The organism is Streptomyces sp. GL_141, assembly GCF_057834385.1.
Genome location: NZ_CM174402.1, coordinates 7,050,266 through 7,071,398, shown reverse-complemented (window position 1 = coordinate 7,071,398; position 21,133 = coordinate 7,050,266). Strand labels below are relative to the sequence as shown.

Here is a 21,133-nt window from a genome sequence, read left to right as displayed (position 1 = left end):
TCCCTCACCCCTCCTGTCCGGACACGGCGGCCGTGGCCGGCTGCGCGGACGCGTCCGCGCGGGCCGCGGAGCAGGCGCGCTGCACTCCTCGTACCACGCTGTGGTAGCCGGTGCAGCGGCACAGGTTGCCGGTGAGCCACTCGCGGATCTCGGGCTCGGTGGGCGGCTCGCGGTGCTCGGTGTTCTCCACGAGCTCGCCCAGGGCCATGACCATCCCGGGGGTGCAGAAGCCGCACTGGGTGCCGTGTTCCTCGCGCAAGGCCTCCTGGAGGCCGGTGAGTTCACCGCCGGGGGTGGTGACCCCCTCGATGGTGGTCACCGCGGAGCCGGCGGCTGCCGCGGTGAGGATCAGGCAGCTCTTGACGGAGCGGCCGTCGAGCCGGACGACACAGGTTCCGCACTGGCCGGTGTCGCAGCCGACCTTGGTGCCGGTCAGTCCGAGGCCGTCGCGGAGCCGTTCCACGAGCAGTTCGTTCGGCTGCGCCGAGAACTGCTCGGGTCTGCCGTTGACGTTCAGTGAGAGGTCCATGCCAGCGCCTGCGCTTCCGTGAGCGGCCGGTTGAAGAGGGGCCCGCCGGGCTGCTGGAGAATTCCTCCGGAGTGCAGCGGACCGGTGTCCACGGGAGCGAATCCGAGATCCGTGATGATTCCCGCGACTATTTCTTTGGCTTTCCCGTCGTCGCCCGCCGTGAAATGGGCCAGACGCGGGCCCGGCGCGGTGCCGGCGACGGCGAGCGTCTCGAAATGCATGGTGTTCAGGGATTTCACGATCCGGGTCCCCGGATACCATTCGGCGACGAGTTCGCTGGATCCCCGGCCGCCGAGATCACGTGCGTTGCCCGGGCCGGTGAACGCGTTGGTGGCGTCCACCAGCACGGTGTCCCGTACGGCTTCCTGCGGCAGCAGTCCCTGGACGCTGTCGAACGGCACCATCAGGACGATGACTTCGGCCCGGGCCGCGGCCTCGGCGGGGTACGCCGCCGAGGCCGCGGGGCCCAGTTCGGCCAGCAGGGCCGCGAGGCTCTGCGGGCCGCGGGCGTTGGCGAGCACGACCTGGTGGTCCGCCGCCACGAGGATCCTGGCCAGGGTCGATCCGATCCGGCCCGTTCCGATGACGCCGATCCGCATGGGGGCTCCTCAGGTGGTCTCAGTACGGGCGGGGGATGTCAGTCCATTCCGATCCAGACCGACTTGGTCTGGGTGTAGCTCTCCAGGGACTCGGGGCCGCACTCGCGCCCGTAGCCGGAGGCCTTGTAGCCGCCGTAGGGCACGGAGGGGTCGTACTGGTTGTAGCAATTGACCCAGACGGTCCCGGCCTTGATCTGCGAGGCGACCCGGTGGGCGCGCCGCAGGTCCTTGGTGTGGACGCCGGCGGCGAGGCCGTACGCGCTGTCGTTGGCGATGCGCACGGCGTCCTCCTCGGTGTCGAAGGGGATGATCGACAGGACGGGTCCGAAGATCTCCTCCTGGGCGATCCGCATGCCGTTGTCGACGCCGGTGAAGATGGTCGGCAGGAAGTACAGGCCTTCGGACGAGGCCCCCTCGGGGGTCCAGCCGGTGCCGCCCGTGCGCAGGACGGCGCCTTCCTTCTCGCCGACCTCGATGTACGAGCTGACCTTGTCGAACTGGCCGCGGTGGGCGAGCGGTCCGAAGAGGGTGGCCGGGTCGCGCGGGTCGCCGGGCAGCAGGGCGGCCGCGCGGGCCACGAGCCGTTCGACCATCTCGTCGTGGATCGGGCGGTGCAGCAGCAGCCGGGAGCCGGCGGTGCAGATCTCGCCCTTGTTGTAGTAGATGCCGAAGAAGGCGAGTTCCTCGGCGGCGTCGAGGTCGGCGTCGGCGAAGACGATGTTGGCGGACTTGCCGCCGAGCTCCATCGTCACCTTCTTCAGGGTGCCGGCCGCCTTGCGGATGATCGACTGGCCCACGGAGGTGGATCCGGTGAAGGCGATCTTGTCGATGCCGGGGTGTCCGGTGAGGGTCTCACCCAGTTCCACGCCCGGACCGGTGATGACGTTCAGCACTCCGTCCGGAATCTCCGCCTCCTGGAACAGCTCGGCGATCTTCAGGGCGGTGAGCGGGGTGGCGGGCGAGGGCTTGTGGACCACCGTGTTCCCGGCCGCGAGGGCCGGGGCGATCTTCGTCATCGACAGCAGCAGCGGGAAGTTGAAGGGGGTGATGGCGCAGACCACGCCAAGCGGTTCGCGCAGGGTGTACGCGAGCTGCCCGCCGGCCGGGGCCCGGGAGGAACCGTCCACCCGGGTCACGGCGCCGGCGTAGTAGTGCATGAGCTGGGCGGCCATGGGGGCGTCGACCGTGGAGGAGAAGGCGAACGGCTTGCCCATGTCCACCGTTTCCAGCAGGGCGATCTCCTCCAGGTCGCGCTCGATGAGCTCCCCGACCCGGTTCAGCCGCAGCGCGCGTTCCTGGGCGGACAGTCTGCTCCAGGGACCTTCCTCGTACGCCGTACGGGCGGCGGCCACGGCCGCGTCCGCGTCCGCGGCGGCCGCCTGGGCCACCGGCACGATCTCCTGGCCGTCCACGGGGCTGATGTCCGGTTCGGTACGGCCGTCCCGGGCCTCGACCCAGGTGCCGCCGATGAACAGTTTCCCGGGGTTGGCCAAGGGCTGGTCGCTGAGCGCGCGCTTGGTCATGGCTGTGGCTGCCTTCCGGTTTCGGGTACGAGGGGCTCTACGGCTAGCCCTGCGCGAGCTGACGTAAGAACGTCTCCGCGAGGGCCTTGGAGGAGTAGGGGTTCTGGCCGGTGGTGAGCTTGCGGTCCACCACCACGTGCGAGTCCCAGATCGCGTCGGCCTTCTCGTAGCGGGCGCCGAGCCGGGTGAGTTCGGCCTCCAGGATCAGCGGGAGGCGGCCGGCCATGTTGGTGACGAGCTCCTCGCTGTGCGAGAAGGCGGTCATCCGGTAGCCCGCGAAGGGCCACTGGCCCTCGCCGTCGCGCAGGGCCAGCAGGGCGGTGTGCCCGTGGCAGACGGTGGCCAGGGGCTTGTCCTGGGCGATGGCCCAGCGCAGGATCTGCGCGAGCTCGTCGGACTTGGGCAGGTCGCCGATGGCCCCGTGGCCGCCGCTGATGTAGATGCCGTCGTAGTCGGCGATGTCCTTCTCGCCCAGGGTCTCCAGGGCGATCGGGTTTCTCAGCTGCGGGGTGCTCTCTATGACGCGGCTGTACTCCAGGGCGCTGGCCGTGTCCGTGTCGGCGGAGCCCTGGGGGCGGACCCACTGGAGGAACTGCGGGTCGATGCTGGTCGCGTCGACCGTCGGCGTCTCGCCGGCGATCGTGGCCACGTCCACGGTGTGGCCCGCGTTCTTGAAGAGGGTGTAGGGAACGGCGAATTCCTCGGCCCAGAATCCCGAGGGGTGTTGTTCCCCGTCCAGCAGATGAAGCGTGGCCTTGGCCGTCATGACGACGAGAATCTTCATGACTCTTCTCCTTCTTCCGGATGTTCCGGCTGCGCTGGATTCGCTGCCGATTCAACACGCCCCCCGCTAGGGGCGTAAGGGGGAGACGTCAGGCACGCGATACTTCGTCACGTGCGTCCAACGCCGAGATGATGGTGCGGAATTCACCGACCAGGGGGTGGTCGGGATGAGCTTCGGAGAATATGCGTTCCCCGTAGAGCGCGGCCATTTCCGGAACATAGGGAAGGATTCCGGCCAGCGGGGTGCGGTAGACCTCCTCGGCCCGCCGCCGGGCCGCCTGCCGGTCGATGCCCTCGGGCGCCATGCTCATCACCAGGGTCCGCCGGCAGGCGAGCCGGCCGGTCAGGGCGATGGTCTCCTCGACGCCGAGGAGGTCGATCCGGTCGGCCCGGGCCATGATCAGCAGTACGTCGGCGCTGGCCATCGCGGTGACCGACTCGTTGTTGAGCCCGGCATGGGTGTCGAGCAGCAGGACGTCCAGGGCGTGGTGCAGGGCCAGCCGGTCGAAGCCCTCGGGCAGCAGCCCCACGTCGTAGCCGGTGGTCATGAGCTCGCGCAGGGCCGCCGTCCCGGTCCGCGCCGGTACGACGTACAGGCTGCGGCCGCAGCTCGTGGCGACCTCCTGGGCGGCGGCCTCGATCTCGCACCGGCCGAGCAGGTAGTCGGCGAGCGAGGGGCCGGGGCCGAGCCGGAAGAGCAGGTCCAGGGTGGGCGACTGGATGTCCGTGTCGATCACCCCCACCCGGCGCCCCTCGCCCGCGAGGAGCAGGGCCAGGTTCGCCAGTACCGAGGACTTTCCGGTACCGCCGCGGTACGAGTGCACCACGATGGTCAGGGTCATCAGGCCACGACCTGGCGATCGGCCCCGCCCGCGTGCGGCCCCCGCGCCGCGCGTGGCCGGTGCAGGGCCAGCATGGTGACGTCGTCGTGCTGTTCGGCTGTTCCGGTGTGCTCGCGTACGGCCGTGTCCATCCGGTCGACCACCTCCCTGCCGCTGACCGGGGGCCCGGACAGCAGCTGCAGCATCCGCTCGTCGCCGAGGAAGCCGCCGCTGGGGCAGCGTGCCTCGGGCACTCCGTCGGTGAACACGAAGAGCGTGTCGCCCGGGTTCAACTGGGCGTAGCCGAGCGTGTACACACAGTCCGGGAGCACCCCGACGGCGGGGCCGGTGACCTCGAGCGCGCGCGGCTCGCCGCCGTCGGCGTCCAGCAGCAGCGGTGGGTTGTGGCCGCCGTTGATGTAGACGAGGGATCCGGTGAGCGGGTCGAGCACCCCGAAGAAGAGGGTGGCGAAGTAGCCCTGCCGCAGGTGGTTGCGGGTCAGGTAGCCGTTGGTGGCGGTGACCGCGTTGAGCAGCGGCGTGGCGCCCACCACGGGGATGCGCCGGCTGTTGCCGGTGCGGCCGGCGGCCACCAGGTGCTGGAGGCCGCTGTTCTCGGCGGTGTGCCGCAGCAGGGAGCGGATGAGCGCCATGAAGAGCGCGGCTCCGACCCCCTTGTCGCAGACGTCGGCGACGACGAAGGCCAGGCGTCTGCCGCGGGAGAGCTCGAAGACGTCGTAGAAGTCCCCGGCGACCTGCCGGGCGGGCCGGAAGCACACGTCGATCTCCCAGCCTTCGGGGACCGGCAGTGATTCCGGCAGGAAGCCGGCCTGGATCTCCCGGCCGATCTCCAACTCCTTCTCGTAGCCCATGAGTTCGGCGCGGGCATCGGCTTCGCGCAGGGTGCGGCCGAGTCCGGCGCGCTCCGAGCAGCTGTGCAGCCGGGCCCCGACGAGGGCGGGCAGGAAGGGGGGTACGAGGTAGTCGTGGCCGATCCGGACGTGTTCCTCCAGGGCGGCGAACTCCGTCACGGTCCAGACGACCACGATGGGCGCCCCGGCCCAGCGGCGCAGTCGGCGCACGGCGGTCCGTACGGCCTCTCCGTCGGCCTGGGCCGGGGCGAGCAGCACGTCCGCTTCGGGCAGCTCCTCCAGTGGGCCGGCCAGCAGCTCGGCCAGCGTGCGCGGGACGAGTGCCGCGCCCATCTCCTCCAGTGCTCCCAGGAGTTCGAGAGGCGGCGGCGGGTACTCGTCGAGGATGATCACGGTCGTGGAGGGCATGGGTCCGTCCCCTCAGCCATCACAGTCAGCGTGCTGATGTTGCGGCCGTCCCTGCGTACGTAGTCGAACTCGTCCACGCTGGTCAGTGCGAGGTGGATGCCGAGTCCGCCGATCCGCCGCCGCTCGGGAGCGGTCTGCGGGTCGGGCGGCAGTCGCCCCTGGACGGGGTCGAAGGCCGGGGCGCGGTCCTCGATGGAGATCCGTACCCGGCCCGGCCCGGAGCGGCCCCGGACGGTGATCCGTCCGTCGCCGCCCCGGTACCCGTGCATCACGATGTTGGTGGCCAGTTCGTCCACCGCCAGCCGGATCCGGTACGAGGCGCCCTTGCCCAGGCCCGCACTGCCGGCCAGCCGCCGGACGAGCGCGGCGATGTCGCCCAGTGCCCCCAGGGTGGCGGGCACTTCCAGCTCGGCGGACATCCTCGCCGTCTTGACCGCCTCGTCCATCGGACTCAGTCGTCGGAGAGCACGATGCTGCGGTCGAGACCGGCCGTCCGGATGGTCCGGGACACGGGCTCGATGGCACCGACCACCTTGATGGTGACGTGCTCCCCCACCTTCTGCTGGGCGAAGACCAGGGAGCGCAGTCCGGCGCTGGCCATGTAGCCGACGCCGGCCATGCGGATCTCGACGGTGCTGGTGCCGTGGCCGGCGGCCTTCTCGATGGTCTGGTGGAAGTCCGGCGCGGTCTTGGCGTCCAGTTCGCCCTCCAGCTCGATCACGGTGGTGTCGCCCTCGACGCTCAGGGACACGGAAAGCGGCATGTCAGGTCTCCTTCGGTACGGGGGCTAGAGCTCGGTGTCGGGCGTGCGGCCGACCAGGATCACGACCGAGCGCGGACCGATGAGGTACTTCCCGGCGTTCTCCAGTTCGAGTTCGGCGCCGGGGGTGCGGATGTCGTGCGGGGCCTCGGCCCCGGTGTCCGCGAAGAGGTGCCAGCTGCGGCCGCCCGGGAGGGCGGGCAGTTCCAGGTCGTGCGCTTCCCAGTGGGAGTTCATGGCCGCGTACACCACGTCGTCGTCACCGGTGCCGCAGCGGGCGACCGCCAGGAGCCGGCTCTCCGCCGACCAGTCGGGCTGCCAGGCCCGCTCCCCGTGCCAGCTGATGTCGGGCAGCCCCAGGGTGTCCCGGAGCTGTCCGGTGGGGTGCGAGGTGGAGCGCAGCTCGCGGTGGTGCTTGCGGAAGGCGATCATCTCCCGCGTGAACCGGAGCAGTTCGGAGTTCTCGTCGACCTGGCTCCAGTCGAACCAGGACAGTTCGTTGTCCTGGCAGTACGTGTTGTTGTTGCCCTGCTGGGTGCGCGCCACCTCGTCGCCGGACAGCAGCATCGGGATGCCCTGGCTGGTGAAGAGGATGGCCAGGGCGTTCTTCATCTGGCGCAGCCGCAGCGCGTTGACCTCGGGATCCTCGGTCGGTCCCTCGGCTCCGCAGTTCCAGCTCGCGTTGTCGTTCCCGCCGTCGTTGTTGCCCTCGCCGTTGGCCTCGTTGTGCTTGTCGTTGTACGAGACCAGGTCGGCCAGGCTGAAACCGTCGTGCGCGGTCAGGAAGTTGACCGATGCCGAGGTCCCGCGGCTGGAGTAGAGGTCGGGCGAGCCGGCGAGCCGGGTGGCGAGTTCCCCGGTGACCCCGGGGTCGCCCTTGAGGAAGCTGCGCACGGTGTCGCGGTACTTGCCGTTCCACTCCGCCCAGCGGCCGTACGCCGGGAAGTTGCCGACCTCGTAGAGGCCGCCGGCGTCCCAGGCCTCGGCGATGAGCTTGGTGTGCCGCAGGACGGGATCGAAGGCGAGCAGTTCCAGCAGCGGCGGATTGGGCAGCGGCGTGCCGTCCGGGGAGCGGCCGAGGATGGCCGCGAGGTCGAAGCGGAATCCGTCGATGTGGTAGTCGGCGACCCAGTGGCGCAGGCAGTCGAGGACGAAGTTGCGCACGACGGGGTGGTTGCAGTTGACGGTGTTGCCGGTGCCGCTGAAGTTGAAGTAGTACCCCTCGGGCGTGAGCATGTAGTACGTGGCGTTGTCGAGCCCCTTGAAGGAGATCGTGGGGCCGTGCTCGTTGCCCTCGGCCGTGTGGTTGAAGACGACGTCGAGGATGACCTCGATGCCGGCCGCGTGCAGGTCCTTGATCAGGGTGCGGAACTCGTCGCCCTGCATGCCGTAGCGTCCGGTGGCCGCGTAGCCGGCCTTGGGGGCGAAGAAGGAGACGGTGTTGTAGCCCCAGTAGTCGAAGAGCTGCTCGCCGGTCTCCGGGTTGGTGCGCGGGTTGTCGCTCTCGTCGAACTCGAACACCGGCAGCAGCTCGATGCAGTTGATCCCGAGCTCCTTCAGGTACGGGATCTTCTCCCGCAGCCCCGCGAAGGTGCCGGGGGCGGTGACCTGCGAGGAGGGGTGCCGGGTGAAGCCGCGCACGTGGGTCTCGTACACGACGAGGTCCTCGGCGGGGATGCCCAGCGGGGTGTCGTCGCCCCAGTCGAAGTCCTGGAGGCAGACGCGGGAGCGGTACTGGTAGCCGCGGCTGCGGTCCGGCTCCACGCCCCACACGTCGCGGCCGGCGATCAGCCGGGCGTACGGGTCGGAGAGCACCTGGCGGGCGTCGAAGCGGTGGCCGGTGACCGGGTCGTAGGGGCCGTCGGCCCGGTACCCGTACTCGATGTTCTCGTGGTCGAGGCCGAAGACCGTCATGGCGAAGACGCTGCCGGTGCGGAATTCCTGGGGGAACTCCAGCTCGGCCATCGGCTCGGGCTCTCCGCGCTTGAAGATGACCAGGGTCATGGAGGTGGCCTGGTCGGAGAAGACGGAGAAGCTGACCCCGCCGGGGACCACGTTGGCCCCGAAGGGGAACGGTTTGCCGGCGCGGACGCGGTACCCGCCCACCTCGTGGGTCGGGTACGCGTCGACGCGCAGCACCTGTTCGGACGCCGGCTCGCTCATCGCGCGGCCCTTGCGGCGGGCTTCGCGGCCGTCTTGGCGGCGGCCTTGGCGGCGGCCGCCTCGGCCTCTCCGGTGGAGAAGAAGTCGAGGAAGCCGGTGGCCGACATGACGAACCGGACTTCCTCGCTCACCCCGTAGAGGGTGACGGCGACCCCGGCGTGCTGGGCCTCGCGGTAGACGACGAGCAGGGTGCGCAGCCCGGCGCTGGAGACGTAGCTGACGGCCGTCAGGTCGATGCGCAGCGGCCGGCCCTCACGGACCAGCGGCAGCAGGCTCTGCAGCAGCGATCCGGAGGTCTCACTGTTGATCTCGCCGGTGGCGACGAGCACGGTGCCCGCCTTGTTGCGGCGTTCCTTCACGTTCAGGGTCATTGCTTTCCCCTCTGAGTGGGGCGCCCCCGTTGAGCGCTACTGGGCGGTCGGGCGCAGCCGGACCTTGACCTTGACCCGGCCCTGGACGTCGGGCAGCCGGACGGTGAGTCCGTCGGCGTCGAAGTCCGTGTACGGCTTCTCGTCGATCTCGACGGACGCGATCCGCACCGAGCCGGCGGGGAGCAGGTCGGGCGAGACGCGCAGCACGCGGTCGGGCAGGTTCGTCGGGTCGGGCTGGAAGTGGAAGTCCATCTCCCGGCCGTTGATGAGCAGGTTGTTGTAGACGGCGGACAGGTAGCAGAGCTCCGCCGAGTGGTACATGGACATCGAGTGGCTGCCCTTGAGCCGCTCGGTCCCGAGCAGGTACGGGGTCCCGCTCGCGAGCACGTTGAAGTAGACGGCTCCCTCGTCGTGGTCGAGGAAGAAGGTGTTGTAGAAGGCCTCCGCCTGCCGGGCCTCGCGCAGGAATCCGTCACCGCCGACGGTGCCGTTCAGGATGAGGTAGGCGAGGATCGCCTGCTCCTGCTGCCACCAGGCCTTGCGGTCGTGCCAGGCGAAACGATACGTCTCCTCGTCCCCCGACTTGACGCGCTCGACCACGTCGTACCAGCCGCCGCGCTGCACGTCGCTGCCGACGGCCGGCATGATCTCGCCGATCTTGCGGGCGAGCTCCTCGTAGGCCGGCTTGGCCTTCAGCGAGTTCATCCGCATCAGGTTCCAGGCGATCTTGAGGTTGTGGCCGACGACCGCGCGGTTCTGCTGCCAGCTGTGCGCGGTGTCGTGGGACCAGTCGCGGAAGAAGCGCTCCTGGACGAAGGGGCTGTTCTTGTAGTCCGGGAACTTGTCCGCGATCGTGTCGAAGGTGTACTCGAGGAAGTCCGCGTAGCGCTGCTCCCCGGTCGCCAGGTACAGGTTGATCAGGTACGCGGGCGCGTGGTCGCCGACCGAGTTCCAGTTCTTGCGCTCCGCGTTCTCCCCGAGGGACTCGTGGTCGGCGCTGAAGAGGATCGGGTCGATGTGCGAGTAGTAGCCGCCCTGCTCCGGGTCCTTGAAGAACTTGTCGAACAGCCGGATGGTGGCGTCCGCGTCGTTCTTGATCCGGATGTCGCCGGTGACCCGGTAGGTCTGGATCGGGCCGGCCAGCGCGTAGATCTGCTCGTACATCGGGATCGCGTCGTAGTCGTCGGAGAACTCCGAGGTGAACAGCTTGCGTTCGCTGTCCCCGTCGACGCTGATGCCGTGGTACCAGAAGACCACGTCCTCCTCGCTGTCCACGACGCGCATGTGCTTGCGCAGGTACTCGGTGCCGCGCTCGGCGACCTCCAGGTACTCGTCCTTGCCGGTCAGCAGGTAGGCCGAGGCCATGCCGTAGACCAGGCGGGAGATCGTGTCGGTCTCCTGGACGTGGCTGGCGGTCTTGTCACCGCCGAGCCGGATCTCGGTGCGGTACTCGGTGAAGTCCACCGGCCCGTCGCCGAACTGCGCCCGCTTGTAGAAGTCGGCCAGCGACTCGATCTGCTTGATCCACCAGCTGGGCTCCTCGAAGCGGTAGTCCTCGGCCCCGCGGCCCAGGAACACCAGGCGCTTGGCCTCGAAGCGGCCGCCCTGCTCGGGGTAGTGCACCCCGTAGACGTAGAGGAACCGCCCCGGCGAGAGCATCTCGTCGATGTGCCCGGAGGCGTCGATGTACGGCTCGTCCAGGTTGCGGACCAGCTCGGCGCTGGGGTCCCCGGTCAGGGAGACGTCGAACTCGCGGCCGTCCGAGGTCTTCAGCCGCAGCAGCCGGGACTCGGAGTCGAAGCGGCCGACGTAGCCGGCGATCGTGTCGGAGAAGGAGAAGCTCACGGCGTCCGCCATGTCATACACCGTCCTTTTCTTCGTGGTCGTGGCCTTGCTCGTGGCCGTGCTCGTGGCCGTGCTCGTCCTCGAATCCCTGGCTGACCTCGACGATCACCCCGTCGGGATCGCGGACCCACACGGTCCGCCACCCGCAGATGAAGTCGTCGAAGTCCAGTGGCCCCAGGGTCACTTCGGCCGCTTCGCCGAGCGTGGCCAGGAAGGCGTCCACGCTGTCGGTCTGGAAGGCCAGGTGCCGCATCCGGCCCGGCGCCGCCGGCCCGTCGTGCTGGGCCGTGCCGGCCGGCTCGGTGCCCGCCGCGAAGAGCTCCAGGTACACGTCCCCCTGACGGAGGAAGATGATCTGTGCGTCTCCGAGATCGACCACCCGGGCCCGGGTGAAGCCGAAGTACCGGGTGTAGAAGTCCTCGGTGGTCTTCTGGTCCGCGCAGTTCAGGCCCACGTGCGACCAGACCATCGGGGCCATCAGCCGGTGCCCCGGGCGGCCCGGGCGTCCTGCACGCCCTGGGCGCGCCGGGCGCCCCGGTCGGCGGCGATCAGCTCGATGATCCGGCGGGCGAACAGGTGGTGGTGGGCCCCGGTGCGGCCGGTGACCAGGTCGCCGTCGACCACCACGTCCTCGTCCACGTACTCGGCGCCCATGTTCCGGACGTCGCCGATGAGGTTGTTGTGGCAGACGACCTTGCGGCCGCGGATCTTGTCCGGGATCGAGGCGGCCAGCCACATGCCGTGGCAGATGACCGCCTTGAGGACCGTGGGCTCCTCGAAGGCCCGGCGCAGCAGCTCCGTCGCCGGGGCCAGTACGTCCACGTCCTCGGTGTAGCGCAGCCGGTCGGACACCATGCCCGAGGGCACGATGATCGCCGCGTACCGGCGCAGTTCCTCGTCGCTCAGCCCCTCCAGGGACTTGTCGGCGGTGAACGGCGCCCGGTACTCGTGGCCCAGGAAGGTGATGGAGTCGTTGCCCCACAGCCGGGTCAGGAAGTCGACCTCGGCGCCCTCCTCCGCGAACCGGTGGCCGTAGTAGAAGATCTCCGGCTCGTAGAAGTCGCTCTCGACCAGGACCGCGATCCGGGTTCCGGTCAGCGCACCCTCGCGCAGGACCACATCAGGCACGGGACACCCCCTTCAGGAAGTCCGCCGCGCGCTCGGCGATCATCGCGATGGCGGTGTGGCAGTTGCCCGACGGGACGGCGGGCATCACGCTCGCGTCGACGACGCGCAGGTTCCGTACGCCGTGCACCCGCAGTTCGGGGTCGACGACGGAGAGGTCGTCGATGCCCATGCGGCAGGAGCCGGCCTGGTGGTGGTAGCTCTCCGACTTCTGCTTCACGAAGGTGCGCAGGTCCTCGTCGGACACGTAGCCCGGTCCGGGCTGGAGCTCCTGCTTGTACCAGGGCGAGAAGGCGGAGGTCGCGAAGAGCTCCCGGGCGGTCTTGACGCCCTGCACCATCCGCTCCAGGTCCCAGCGGTCGCCCAGGTAGTTCGGGTGGATCAGCGGGTGGGCCAGCGGATCGGCGCTCGCCAGCTTGATCCAGCCGCGCGACACGGGCCGGACGACACCGGGCAGGATGGACACGGTGTTCGGGTGGTCCTGGCCGACGATCACGTCGAAGGGCACGTGGACGAAGGCGATCTGCAGGTCCGGCGCCGGCAGACCGGGCCGGGAGGAGAGGAACAGCGCGCTCTCCGACAAGTTCTGTGCGGGCGGCGGCAGTTCCTGGGTGACCTCGGCCATCAGGCCGGTCAGTACGTGGTTGTGGAAGTTCTCGCCGACCCCGGGCAGCTCCGCGACGGCGGCGATGCCGTGCTCGCGCAGCTGCTCGGGGTGCCCGATCCCGGAGAGCAGCAGCAGCTTCGGCGATTCGATCGCCCCGGCGGCCACGATCACCTCCCGGCGGGCCCGTACGGTGTGCAACCCGGGCTCGGAGGTGGTGCTGTGCCCGTCGCGCACGGTCCGGCCGGGGATCTCCGCCGGGGCCTGGAGCTGGACGTACTCCACGCCCGTGCAGGTGTCCCCGTCGAAGAGCAGCCGGGTGCTCTGCGCACTGGTGCGCAGGGTCAGGTTGGACCGGTCGAGGGCCGGCTCCAGGTAGGCGGCGAGGACGCCCTGGCGGCGGCCGTCGGCCACGTCGATGTGGTGCCAGCCGGTGCCGAAGAGTCCGCGCCGCGGCCCGTCGGTGTTGAAGTCGGCGATCTCCTCGTGCCCGAGCTCGACGGCCGCGTCGATGAAGGCGCGGGAGACCGGGTTGGGGCCGTGCCGCCCGGCGTGGGTGATCCGCTGCGGCCCGCGGGTGCCGGTGGTGGGCGCGGTGGCGTCCTCCTGGCCCTCCAGCAGCGCGAAGTAGGGCAGTACGTCCTCGTGTGCCCAGCCGGCCGCGCCCTGGTAGGCCCAGTTGTCGAAGTCCGAGGCGTGGCCCCGGATGTGCATCATGATGTAGAGGTTGCTGCTGCCTCCGGGGGCCTTGCCGCGCGGTTCGTAGGTGCGGCGGCCGTCCAGGCCGGGCTGCGGGACGCTGGTGTAACCCCAGTCGACGGGCCCGCCGAGCAGCTTGTACCAGGAGGACGGATCGTCCACCTCGGGAGGGATGCGGCCCGCTCCCGCCTCCAGGACCAGGACGGTGACGTCCGGGTCCTCGGAGAGGCGGTTCGCCAGGACGCTGCCGGCGGTGCCGGACCCCACGACGATGTAGTCGTACTCATCCACGGCCATCGCGCGCCCCCTCAGCCCTGGCCGAGCACCTGGAAGGGAACCGTGTCGTGGTAGTTCGCCATGTAGGCGATCTTTCCGTCCACGATCCGGAAGAAGTTCATGACCTCGGCCTCGATCTCGTCCCCGGAGGGGGTGACCGCGGTCAGGTGGGAGACGGCCGCGGCCTTCTCCCCGTCGACGAGGAAGTGCACGGGCTCGTTGCGGAAGACCCGGTACATCGTCCCCATGCCCTTCATCATCGACCGCAGCGTCTCCAGGCCCTCGATGTGGCCGGCGAGCTGCTCGTCCATGACCTGGTCCTCGGCGAACAGGTCGCACCAGCTGTCCCAGTCACCGGCGTTGGCGTACTCGTAGTACTTCTGCAAGATCTGCCGTGCGTCCATGGCGCTCAACCCCCTACTGGTCCCTGCGGGTTCCGTCGGGCGCGAAGGGCGCCCAGAACTGGCTGAAGGCGGTGGCGTTGTCGCCGAACAGGCCGTCGTGGCCCTCGACGATCCGGCCGTCCTGCCAGCGCATGAAGTGGAAGACCGGGTAGTCCATCCGCTCGTACGGGGACCCGCTCGACTCGTCGGCGCCGCCGCGCACGGCGACGTTGCGGCAGACGTCCGCGCTGCAGTCCTCGCCGACGAGGACCGCTTCGATGTCCATGCGGAAGGTGCCGCCCGTGAGCTTGTGGGTCTGGCCCATCAGCTCCAGGAAGGCGTCCAGGCTCTCGTACCAGCCGGCGAGCGGGTGGTTGCCGGGGACCTGCCAGCGCAGGTCCTCGGCGTAGTACTCCAGGATCCTGGCCCGGTCGCCGGAGCCGAGGGCGCGGTACGCCGCCTCGACCCGTTCCCGTGTCACTTCGGTCATCGTCGCTTCTCCTTCGGCGTTCAGAGGGAGGCGGAACCGGGCATGGCCGCCAGTTCGTTGACGGTGTACTGCCGGATCAGCGGCCCGTCGGGGCCGGCGACCACGGTCCAGGTCTGGTCGGCGTCGAAGCCCAGCCACACGCTGCGGGCGGCCGGCGGGTCCCAGATCTTGGCCTGCCAGTTGACGAGGACCCGGACGATCGCCCGGTCGCCCTCGATGACGGGCTCCACCTTCGTGACCGTGTGCACCTCGTCGAAGAAGCGGTTGGTGACCGCCTCGTACCAGCGGCCGAAGCCCTGGTGGCCGAGGAAGGTGTCCTCCGGGACCTTGAACTCCAGGTCCTCGGTGATCAGGGCCAGCACCTGGTCCGGCTGGACGTGCTGGTCCAGGGCCACGTACCACTTCTCGGCGAAGGCGCGGATCGCGTCCTCGGTCAGCCGCTCGGCGGGCATGCGGTCTCCTCCTGTCTGTCCGTGCGCGTGTGGGATGGCGGTCGTGCTGCGTCGGATCCGGCGGTGTCAGATCTGGACGTCGACCAGGAACGGCCCGGGATGGGCGAGCATCCGGCCCACGGCGGCGATGGCCTCGTCGGGCTTCTCCACCCGCATCCCGCCCGCCCCGAGCGACCGGGCCAGGGCGGCGAAGTCGATCTCGGGGTGCGAGAGGTCGAAGGAGCCCGGGAAGCCGTGCTGCGGGATCTCCCGCTCCCGCCAGTACTGGGCGATGTTGTCGTCCAGCAGCCGGTACTTGCGGTTGTTGCAGACCACGAACTTGGCCTCGATGCCGTGCCGGGCCGCGGTCCACAGCGCCTGGTAGGTGTACATCGAGCCGCCGTCGCCGGCGAAGCCGACGACGAGCCGCTCCGGCCGGGCCAGCTTCACGCCGACCGCGCCCGGGAAGCCCACGCCCAGCGATCCGCCCCGGGTGAGGTGATAGTCGCCCGGCCGCTCCGGCGGCAGGTACCGGGTGACCAGCGGGGAGGTGGTCAGCGCCTCGTCGAAGACGATCAGGTCCCCGCCCGTGCGCTCGGCCAGGGTCCGCAGGAACACCGCCATCGGGGAACCGGCTGCCTCTTCGGAGGCCTTGGCCTCCCGCTCGGCCTGGTCCGCCCGCACCCGCTCCCGGGTCCGCGCGTCCAGCCGCCCGGCCGCCGCCGCCCGCTGCGCGGGGGTGAGCAGGTGTTCCAGTACGCCGGCCAGCGCGCGCAGCGCCTGCCGGGGATCGGCGGCGAGCCCGAGGTCCACCGGGTGGTTCTTGGCGATCTCGTAGGCGTTCAGGTCGATGTGCACGACCCGCGCGCCGGCCCGGAAGGGGCTCTCCAGCTCCGGGAACACCTCGGGGAAGACGTAGGTGCCGACGATCAGCACCCCGTCCGCCCGCCCGATCAGCTCCTTGCTGTGCGGGCCGAACATGTGGCCCGTCTGACCGCGGCGCAGCGGGTGCGAGGCCGCGATGTTCACCTCGGAGGAGTCGACCTCGTACACGTCGGCGCCGAGCAGCTCGGCGACGGCGACGAGTTCGCGCTGCGCCCCGGAGAGCGCGACCCCGTCCCCGACGAGGACGACCGGCCGCTCGGCGGAGGCGAGCAGTTCGGCGGCCCGCCCCACCGAGGCGGGCGAGGGCGCCACGTCCGTGAGCGGCACCGTGGCGGGCAGCACGAGCTCGGAGTTGAGCTCGTCCAGCACGTCCATCGGCAGCGCCACGAACACCGGGCCGCGCGGCGGGGTCAGGGCGATCTTCACCGCCCGGCGGATCGTGCGCAGCACGGAGTGCCGGTCGGTGACCCGGGTCGCGTACTTGGTCACCGGCTTCGCCATCGCCACGAGGTCGGACGCCATCTGCGCGTCCATGGCGTCGTAGCGCACCCCGGCGTCGCCGGCGACCACGACGAGCGGGGTGTGGCCGCGCAGCGACTGGTAGAGCATGCCGATGCCGTTGCCCAGCCCCACCCCGGAGTGGAGCTGGAGCAGCGCCGCCCCGCCGGTGGCGCGGGCGTAGCCGTCGGCGATCCCGGCGGCCACCGTCTCCTGGAGGGCGAGGACGTAGTGGAAGTCCTCCGCCGCGTCGACCGCGTCGAGGAATCCCTGTTCCACCGTCCCCGGATTTCCGAACATGACGTTCAGGCCGTCGGCCTTGAACTGGTCGATCAGCCTTTCCCGTCCGGGAGTGGCTCCAGAACTCATCGAACTCCCCCTCCTTTGCGTACCGTCGTTCCGGATTGCCGGAGTTACCGGAATTACCAGCCGTACCGGGTGAGACCGTTCTCCAGGACTTCCACGATCTTCTGCCCCGTGAGGTACGAGTCGGGGGTCGAACGACCGGTCACGAACGGGAAGTCGACGATCACCGACAGGGGGTGGCCGAAATTCCCGTGGTACGCGCCGCGCGGCCCGGTCGCATCGCGCAGGATGTACTCCAGCGGATACGGCGGCGGCCCCATGTTGAAATCGGTGCCGAGGAATCCGGTGCCGTCCTTGTAGTCGTACTCCTTGCAGTGGCCGGTCACGTGCTTGCCCCAGATGATGCTGCGGCGGTCGCCCCAGTCCCGGGCGAAGGCCAGGCAGGCGACGCCGTAGCACTCGGCCGCGACCACCTTGCCCGCGTTCTTGAAGGCGAGGATCAGGGCGTGCACGCGCTCGTTGTTGGCGAGGTCGACGATCGGACCGCTGCCGCCCACGATGAGCACCGCGTCGAAGCCGGCGATGTCGGCCTGGAGCTTGTCCAGATCGCGGTGGTACTGCTCCAGCTTGGGCAGATAGGCCGAGTCGCTCGTGTACGGGCGCTCGGGGGCCCAGGCTTCGATGTCGAGGGGGGAGTCGAGCCGGCTCGACTGCTCGAACTCCCGGCCCAGCCGGGCGTTCTCCTCGGTGGTGACCGAGCGTCCCAGCGGAGGATCGATGTAGTTCGCGTCGAGGCTCGGCGGGAGAGCGTGGGCACGCTTTCCGGTCGGCGTGGCGAATACGACTTCATAGCCCTGCTCGTCGAACTGGGATACGGGGCCGATCAGTTCTTCGGCCCAGTAACCATGTTCGGAGACAATGACCAGAATCTTTCTGCTCACGGATTCCTCCAGGCGCCGCCTGTTGTCGTTGGCGTCCCCCACACTGGCCGCGCCCGGGGTTCCCGTCAAAGCGCTGGTGTGCGACTTCGTGAGGTAGTCGGCCAGGTCGTGGGGGCACCTCAGGAAGTCGTCCGGCGATGTCATGAAGTAGCTTCCGGACTACCTGACTTCGTCCGAATCCCTGAACCGTCGCAGGGGCCCCGCCTTATGGTCTGGACGCGCCGGAATCACGGGCGCGCTGCAATCACGGGCGCGAAGCGCGAGAGCGCGAGAGAGGGACGGGGACGATGACGATGGACCTGTTGTGCACCCACATCGATCGGATACGTCCGGTGAAACCGGGCACCGAGGGCTGCGAGGAGTGCCTCGTCTCCGGTGACACCTGGGTGCACCTGCGGATGTGCCTGAGCTGCGGGCACGTCGGCTGCTGCGATTCCTCGAAGAACCGTCACGCCACCAGGCACTACGGGGCCACCGAGCACCCCATCGCGGCCTCCCACGAGCCCGGCGAGGACTGGGCCTGGTGCTACGCCGACAAGCTGATGCTGGACCCGGCGTGAGCGCGGCCCCGGAGAGCGCCGCCGCGGGCACCTCGCCCACGGGCAACGCGCCCACGAGCACCGCACCCACCAGCACCGCCACCGCGACCGCCGAAGCCGCGGCGCGCGCGGAGAACCGCAAGCCCGTCATCCTGGCCGTGGACGACGACCCGCAGGTGCTGCGCGCCGTCCGCCGCGACCTGCGCAGCGCGTACGGAGACCGCTACCGGGTGCTCGGCGCCTCCTCGGCCGCCGACGCCCTCAAGATCCTGGACTCCCTCGACGAGCGCGGCCACGACCCGGCGCTCTTCCTCGTCGACCAGCGGATGCCGGACGTCACCGGGGTCGAGTTCCTGCTGGAGGCCGTCAGCCGCTTCCCCGACGCCCGCCGCGTGCTCCTCACCGCGTACGCCGAGACGGACGCGGCGATCACCGCCATCAACCGGGTCCGCCTGGACTACTACCTGCTCAAGCCCTGGGACCCGCCGCACGAGCGGCTCTTCCCGGTCCTGGACGACCTGCTCTCCGACTGGCTCGCCACCTACCGCCCGGCGTACGACGGGATCATCGTCGCGGGTCACCTGGTCTCCCCCGGCACGCACGCCGTCCGGGACTTCTTCACCCGCAACGGCCAGCCCTTCCGCTTCCTGAACGTGGAGCGGGACCCCGAGGCGCTGACCGTGATCGCCGCCGCCCAGCCCGACGCCGCCCTGCCCCTGGTCCGCTTCCCGGACGGCTCGGTGCTCTCCGCGCCGACGGACACGCAGCTCGCCCAGCGCCTGGGGCTGGCCACCACCGCCTCGCGCCCGCACTACGAGTGCGTCATCGTCGGCGCGGGCCCGGCGGGCCTCGCGGCCGGGGTCTACTCGGCCTCCGAGGGCCTGTCCACGCTCATGCTGGACTCCCGCGCCCCGGGCGGCCAGGCCGGCACCTCCAGCCTGATCGAGAACTACCTCGGCTTCCCCTCGGGCCTGTCCGGCGGCGACCTGACCCGCCGCGCCACCATCCAGGCGTCCCGCTTCGGAGCCGAGATCCTGCACCCGGTGGAGGTGACCTCGCTGACCCGCGACGATCCGGCGAAGATCCTGACCCTGGCGGACGGTACGGAGATCAGCGCCGAGACGGTGCTCCTGGCGACCGGGGTCTCGTACAACCGCCTGGACGCCCCGGGCGCCGACCGCTTCGAGGGCGCCGGGCTCTACTACGGCGCGGCGACCACGGAGAGCTCGGCGTGCATCTCCCAGCACGTGTTCATCGTGGGCGGGGCCAACTCGGCCGGCCAGGCCGCCGTGCACTTCGCCAAGTACGCCGCCCGGGTCACGATCCTGGTCCGCGCGGCCTCGCTCGACGACAGCATGTCCCGCTACCTGATCGACGAGATCGAGCGCACGCCCAACATCGAGGTGCGGGTCCGCACCACGGTCGTCCGCCTGCACGGCGAGGACCACCTCGAACGCCTGACCCTGCACAACTCCGAGACCGGCGAGGACAAGGAGATCCCGGCCCGGTTCATGTTCACCTTCATCGGCGCCCGCCCGCACACGGGGTGGCTGGCCGGGGTGGTGGAGCGGGACGAGTACGGCTTCGTGCTCACCGGCTCGGACCTGATCTCCAACGGCGGCGAACTCCCGGAGGAATGGAGCCTGGAGCGCGCCCCGTACCCGCTGGAGACCAGCGTCCCCGGGGTCTTCGCTGCGGGGGACGTACGGGCCCACTCGGTCAAGCGCGTCGCCTCGGGCGTGGGCGAGGGAGCCATGGCGGTCTCCCTGATCCACCGCTACCGCTCGATGGGCTGAGAGCGAACACCGCGGAACACCGCGCCGGCCCACTTGCGATCAAGCTCTGCCCGGACGCACCGTTGATTACATGATTACATCCGAGCAGAACGAGCAGCTCCGCTCCTGGTTCGCCGAGCGGCTGCCGGTGGACGTCTACGCGTCGCTCCTCTCGGTCACGGTCGACCGGGAGGAGATCACCGTCGTCGGTGAGGTCCCCGCGACCGAATCGGTGGCGGCCTTCCGCGAGCGCACCCGGGAACAGCGCGTCGAGGTGGCCCGCGAGGCGGAGGAGCTCTACCGCCGCAAGGTGTCCTGGGCCGCCCAGTCGGGCGAGGAGCGGACCCTCTTCACCCACCTCGCGGTCCCCGTCATGACCCGCCTGCGCCAGCCCGAGCGCCAGGTCCTCGACACCCTGGTCGCGGGCGGCGTCGCCCGCAGCCGCGCCGACGCCCTGGCCTGGTGCGTCCGCCTGGTCGGACGCAACACCGACACCTGGCTGACGGACCTGCGCGAGTCCCTGGACCGGGTCCAGCAGGTCCGCGCGGAGGGTCCGGACCTCGCCGACTCCCAGAAGTCCGGGTCATAACGGCGAAAGATCCCCCGGCGCCCGCAAGATCGCGCAAGCCTGACACGGACCACCGGCGATCAACGCCCGACCCCAGGGAGAGGCCGCACCATGACCACCACCGTCGAATACATCCGTTACCGGATCGCATTGGACGATCAGCCGGCTTTCGAAGACGCGTACGTCAGGGCTTCCGAGTCCCTGGCCGCCTCGCCGGAGTGCATCGACTACGAACTCGCCCGCAGCGAGGAGGAGCCCGAGCGCTACATCCTGCGCATCCGCTGGACTTCGATCGACGCCCACCTGAACGGATTCCGCAAGGGCGAGCACTTCCCCGCGTTCTTCAGCGCGATCCGCCCGTACGTCACGGCCATCGAGGAAATGAAGCACTACCTCGTCACCAAGGTGGCCGGCCCCGGAAAGGCTTCCACCCCGTCATGAGCACCACACCCGACACCACGCCCACCATCTACGAATGGATGGGCGGCGCGGAGGCGATGGACCGCCTCACGGACGTCTTCTACGCCCACGCCCTGCGGGACGAGATCCTGGCCCCGGTCTTCGCGGGCATGGACGCGGAACACCCCCAGCACGTGGCGGTCTGGCTGGCGGAGGTCTTCGGCGGCCCGAAGCAGTACACCGCGTCCCACGGCGGCCACCAGCACATGGCCACCAAGCACCTGGGCCGCGGCATCACCGAACAGCAGCGCCGCCGCTGGGTGGACCTCCTGACGGACACGGCCGACGAGGTGGGCCTGCCCACGGACCCGGAGTTCCGCGCGGTCTTCGCGTACTACATCGAGTGGGGCACCCGCATGGCCCTGATCTACTCGGGCCCCAACCCACCCCCGGTCGACGCGGCCGACATCCCGGTCTGGTCCTGGGGCCAGACCCCACCGTGGATCCCGAAGTCCTGATCCGGAACCCGGCGGAGCCCCC

Annotated in this window: 24 protein-coding genes; 5 read left to right on the top strand and 19 right to left on the bottom strand. The window is 70.0% G+C overall.

All coding sequences use genetic code 11. The features are described 5' to 3' along the window. Nucleotides 1-4 precede the first annotated feature (4 nt). From AC3IX6_RS31550 to AC3IX6_RS31460, 19 genes are all read right to left on the bottom strand, one after another. Nucleotides 5-529 (bottom strand): (2Fe-2S)-binding protein, encoded by a 525-nt coding sequence (locus tag AC3IX6_RS31550; protein ID WP_489366684.1) that lies wholly within the window; start codon nt 527-529, stop codon nt 5-7. After that, complete coding sequence (locus tag AC3IX6_RS31545; RefSeq protein WP_489366682.1) at nt 514-1,128, bottom strand: NADPH-dependent F420 reductase; 615 nt, start codon at nt 1,126-1,128, stop codon at nt 514-516. The genes AC3IX6_RS31550 and AC3IX6_RS31545 overlap by 16 nt, the downstream gene beginning before the upstream one ends. A 38-nt stretch (nt 1,129-1,166) precedes the next feature. Next, nucleotides 1,167-2,651 carry an aldehyde dehydrogenase family protein gene (locus tag AC3IX6_RS31540; RefSeq protein ID WP_489366680.1) on the bottom strand — a complete coding sequence of 495 codons (1,485 nt, stop codon included), beginning with the start codon at nt 2,649-2,651 and terminating at the stop codon, nt 1,167-1,169. 43 nt (nt 2,652-2,694) lie between these two features. Continuing rightward, nucleotides 2,695-3,435, bottom strand: coding sequence for a type 1 glutamine amidotransferase domain-containing protein (locus AC3IX6_RS31535; RefSeq protein WP_489366678.1), 741 nt, complete (start codon nt 3,433-3,435; stop codon nt 2,695-2,697). Between the two features lie 88 nt (nt 3,436-3,523). Then, complete coding sequence (locus tag AC3IX6_RS31530; protein ID WP_489366675.1) at nt 3,524-4,276, bottom strand: MinD/ParA family ATP-binding protein; 753 nt, start codon at nt 4,274-4,276, stop codon at nt 3,524-3,526. Then, nucleotides 4,276-5,535, bottom strand: coding sequence for a PP2C family protein-serine/threonine phosphatase (locus tag AC3IX6_RS31525; protein WP_489366673.1), 1,260 nt, complete (start codon nt 5,533-5,535; stop codon nt 4,276-4,278). Before AC3IX6_RS31525 ends, AC3IX6_RS31530 begins: the two co-directional genes overlap by 1 nt. Further along, entirely contained in the window at nt 5,517-5,981 is a 465-nt protein-coding gene (locus AC3IX6_RS31520) for an ATP-binding protein (RefSeq protein WP_489366671.1), read from the bottom strand. Before AC3IX6_RS31520 ends, AC3IX6_RS31525 begins: the two co-directional genes overlap by 19 nt. A 5-nt stretch (nt 5,982-5,986) precedes the next feature. Continuing rightward, nucleotides 5,987-6,298 (bottom strand): STAS domain-containing protein, encoded by a 312-nt coding sequence (locus tag AC3IX6_RS31515; protein ID WP_266959239.1) that lies wholly within the window; start codon nt 6,296-6,298, stop codon nt 5,987-5,989. Nucleotides 6,299-6,322: 24 nt separating this feature from the next. After that, complete coding sequence (gene glgX, locus AC3IX6_RS31510) at nt 6,323-8,458, bottom strand: glycogen debranching protein GlgX (protein ID WP_489366668.1); 2,136 nt, start codon at nt 8,456-8,458, stop codon at nt 6,323-6,325. After that, the gene (locus tag AC3IX6_RS31505) at nt 8,455-8,829 is read right to left on the bottom strand and encodes an STAS domain-containing protein (protein ID WP_489366666.1); all 375 of its coding nucleotides are present in this window, start codon (nt 8,827-8,829) and stop codon (nt 8,455-8,457) included. Before AC3IX6_RS31505 ends, glgX begins: the two co-directional genes overlap by 4 nt. A gap of 36 nt (nt 8,830-8,865) precedes the next feature. Then, nucleotides 8,866-10,686, bottom strand: coding sequence for an AGE family epimerase/isomerase (locus tag AC3IX6_RS31500; RefSeq protein WP_489366664.1), 1,821 nt, complete (start codon nt 10,684-10,686; stop codon nt 8,866-8,868). A 1-nt stretch (nt 10,687) separates the two neighbouring features. Further along, nucleotides 10,688-11,143: a VOC family protein gene (locus AC3IX6_RS31495; protein ID WP_489366662.1), complete on the bottom strand. Its 456-nt coding sequence runs from the start codon at nt 11,141-11,143 to the stop codon at nt 10,688-10,690. A gap of 8 nt (nt 11,144-11,151) precedes the next feature. Beyond that, nucleotides 11,152-11,802 carry a DJ-1/PfpI family protein gene (locus AC3IX6_RS31490; RefSeq protein WP_489366660.1) on the bottom strand — a complete coding sequence of 217 codons (651 nt, stop codon included), beginning with the start codon at nt 11,800-11,802 and terminating at the stop codon, nt 11,152-11,154. Further along, nucleotides 11,795-13,399: a GMC family oxidoreductase gene (locus AC3IX6_RS31485; protein WP_489366658.1), complete on the bottom strand. Its 1,605-nt coding sequence runs from the start codon at nt 13,397-13,399 to the stop codon at nt 11,795-11,797. Before AC3IX6_RS31485 ends, AC3IX6_RS31490 begins: the two co-directional genes overlap by 8 nt. An 11-nt stretch (nt 13,400-13,410) precedes the next feature. Next, on the bottom strand, nt 13,411-13,782 hold the full coding sequence (locus AC3IX6_RS31480; RefSeq protein WP_489366657.1) for a nuclear transport factor 2 family protein: 372 nt from the start codon (nt 13,780-13,782) through the stop codon (nt 13,411-13,413). Nucleotides 13,783-13,795: 13 nt separating this feature from the next. Beyond that, the gene (locus tag AC3IX6_RS31475) at nt 13,796-14,251 is read right to left on the bottom strand and encodes a nuclear transport factor 2 family protein (protein WP_489366655.1); all 456 of its coding nucleotides are present in this window, start codon (nt 14,249-14,251) and stop codon (nt 13,796-13,798) included. A 20-nt stretch (nt 14,252-14,271) separates the two neighbouring features. Beyond that, nucleotides 14,272-14,703 (bottom strand): nuclear transport factor 2 family protein, encoded by a 432-nt coding sequence (locus tag AC3IX6_RS31470; RefSeq protein WP_489366653.1) that lies wholly within the window; start codon nt 14,701-14,703, stop codon nt 14,272-14,274. Nucleotides 14,704-14,769: 66 nt separating this feature from the next. Beyond that, entirely contained in the window at nt 14,770-16,434 is a 1,665-nt protein-coding gene (locus AC3IX6_RS31465) for a thiamine pyrophosphate-binding protein (RefSeq protein ID WP_489366651.1), read from the bottom strand. A 53-nt stretch (nt 16,435-16,487) separates the two neighbouring features. After that, nucleotides 16,488-17,312, bottom strand: coding sequence for a type 1 glutamine amidotransferase domain-containing protein (locus tag AC3IX6_RS31460; protein ID WP_274547903.1), 825 nt, complete (start codon nt 17,310-17,312; stop codon nt 16,488-16,490). Nucleotides 17,313-17,599: 287 nt separating this feature from the next. On the opposite strand from AC3IX6_RS31460, the gene AC3IX6_RS31455 reads away from it, so the two are divergent. The 5 genes from AC3IX6_RS31455 to AC3IX6_RS31435 all read left to right on the top strand — a co-directional run bounded on the left by AC3IX6_RS31455 (nt 17,600) and on the right by AC3IX6_RS31435 (nt 21,111). Beyond that, the gene (locus AC3IX6_RS31455) at nt 17,600-17,872 is read left to right on the top strand and encodes a UBP-type zinc finger domain-containing protein (protein ID WP_489366648.1); all 273 of its coding nucleotides are present in this window, start codon (nt 17,600-17,602) and stop codon (nt 17,870-17,872) included. Nucleotides 17,873-18,003: 131 nt separating this feature from the next. Then, on the top strand, nt 18,004-19,647 hold the full coding sequence (locus AC3IX6_RS31450; RefSeq protein ID WP_489371616.1) for an FAD-dependent oxidoreductase: 1,644 nt from the start codon (nt 18,004-18,006) through the stop codon (nt 19,645-19,647). Nucleotides 19,648-19,717: 70 nt separating this feature from the next. Further along, the gene (locus AC3IX6_RS31445) at nt 19,718-20,215 is read left to right on the top strand and encodes a hypothetical protein (RefSeq protein WP_489366646.1); all 498 of its coding nucleotides are present in this window, start codon (nt 19,718-19,720) and stop codon (nt 20,213-20,215) included. A gap of 90 nt (nt 20,216-20,305) precedes the next feature. Next, nucleotides 20,306-20,635: a putative quinol monooxygenase gene (locus AC3IX6_RS31440; RefSeq protein ID WP_382969922.1), complete on the top strand. Its 330-nt coding sequence runs from the start codon at nt 20,306-20,308 to the stop codon at nt 20,633-20,635. Further along, complete coding sequence (locus tag AC3IX6_RS31435; RefSeq protein ID WP_489366644.1) at nt 20,632-21,111, top strand: group II truncated hemoglobin; 480 nt, start codon at nt 20,632-20,634, stop codon at nt 21,109-21,111. The genes AC3IX6_RS31440 and AC3IX6_RS31435 overlap by 4 nt, the downstream gene beginning before the upstream one ends. The last annotated feature ends 22 nt before the right edge of the window (nt 21,112-21,133 follow it).

Excerpts from the sequence above, each read along its gene's own strand:
- AC3IX6_RS31500 (WP_489366664.1), bottom strand. The coding sequence starts at position 10,686 with ATGGCGGACGCCGTGAGCTTCTCCTTCTCCGACACGATCGCCGGCTAC.
- AC3IX6_RS31465 (WP_489366651.1), bottom strand. The coding sequence starts at position 16,434 with ATGAGTTCTGGAGCCACTCCCGGACGGGAAAGGCTGATCGACCAGTTC.
- AC3IX6_RS31480 (WP_489366657.1), bottom strand. The coding sequence starts at position 13,782 with ATGGACGCACGGCAGATCTTGCAGAAGTACTACGAGTACGCCAACGCC.
- AC3IX6_RS31475 (WP_489366655.1), bottom strand. The coding sequence starts at position 14,251 with ATGACCGAAGTGACACGGGAACGGGTCGAGGCGGCGTACCGCGCCCTC.
- AC3IX6_RS31520 (WP_489366671.1), bottom strand. The coding sequence starts at position 5,981 with ATGGACGAGGCGGTCAAGACGGCGAGGATGTCCGCCGAGCTGGAAGTG.
- AC3IX6_RS31540 (WP_489366680.1), bottom strand. The coding sequence starts at position 2,651 with ATGACCAAGCGCGCGCTCAGCGACCAGCCCTTGGCCAACCCCGGGAAA.
- AC3IX6_RS31495 (WP_489366662.1), bottom strand. The coding sequence starts at position 11,143 with ATGGTCTGGTCGCACGTGGGCCTGAACTGCGCGGACCAGAAGACCACC.
- AC3IX6_RS31505 (WP_489366666.1), bottom strand. The coding sequence starts at position 8,829 with ATGACCCTGAACGTGAAGGAACGCCGCAACAAGGCGGGCACCGTGCTC.
- AC3IX6_RS31445 (WP_489366646.1), top strand. The coding sequence starts at position 19,718 with ATGATTACATCCGAGCAGAACGAGCAGCTCCGCTCCTGGTTCGCCGAG.
- AC3IX6_RS31515 (WP_266959239.1), bottom strand. The coding sequence starts at position 6,298 with ATGCCGCTTTCCGTGTCCCTGAGCGTCGAGGGCGACACCACCGTGATC.
- AC3IX6_RS31440 (WP_382969922.1), top strand. The coding sequence starts at position 20,306 with ATGACCACCACCGTCGAATACATCCGTTACCGGATCGCATTGGACGAT.
- AC3IX6_RS31455 (WP_489366648.1), top strand. The coding sequence starts at position 17,600 with ATGACGATGGACCTGTTGTGCACCCACATCGATCGGATACGTCCGGTG.
- AC3IX6_RS31530 (WP_489366675.1), bottom strand. The coding sequence starts at position 4,276 with ATGACCCTGACCATCGTGGTGCACTCGTACCGCGGCGGTACCGGAAAG.
- glgX (WP_489366668.1), bottom strand. The coding sequence starts at position 8,458 with ATGAGCGAGCCGGCGTCCGAACAGGTGCTGCGCGTCGACGCGTACCCG.
- AC3IX6_RS31470 (WP_489366653.1), bottom strand. The coding sequence starts at position 14,703 with ATGCCCGCCGAGCGGCTGACCGAGGACGCGATCCGCGCCTTCGCCGAG.
- AC3IX6_RS31550 (WP_489366684.1), bottom strand. The coding sequence starts at position 529 with ATGGACCTCTCACTGAACGTCAACGGCAGACCCGAGCAGTTCTCGGCG.
- AC3IX6_RS31545 (WP_489366682.1), bottom strand. The coding sequence starts at position 1,128 with ATGCGGATCGGCGTCATCGGAACGGGCCGGATCGGATCGACCCTGGCC.
- AC3IX6_RS31485 (WP_489366658.1), bottom strand. The coding sequence starts at position 13,399 with ATGGCCGTGGATGAGTACGACTACATCGTCGTGGGGTCCGGCACCGCC.
- AC3IX6_RS31535 (WP_489366678.1), bottom strand. The coding sequence starts at position 3,435 with ATGAAGATTCTCGTCGTCATGACGGCCAAGGCCACGCTTCATCTGCTG.
- AC3IX6_RS31435 (WP_489366644.1), top strand. The coding sequence starts at position 20,632 with ATGAGCACCACACCCGACACCACGCCCACCATCTACGAATGGATGGGC.
- AC3IX6_RS31525 (WP_489366673.1), bottom strand. The coding sequence starts at position 5,535 with ATGCCCTCCACGACCGTGATCATCCTCGACGAGTACCCGCCGCCGCCT.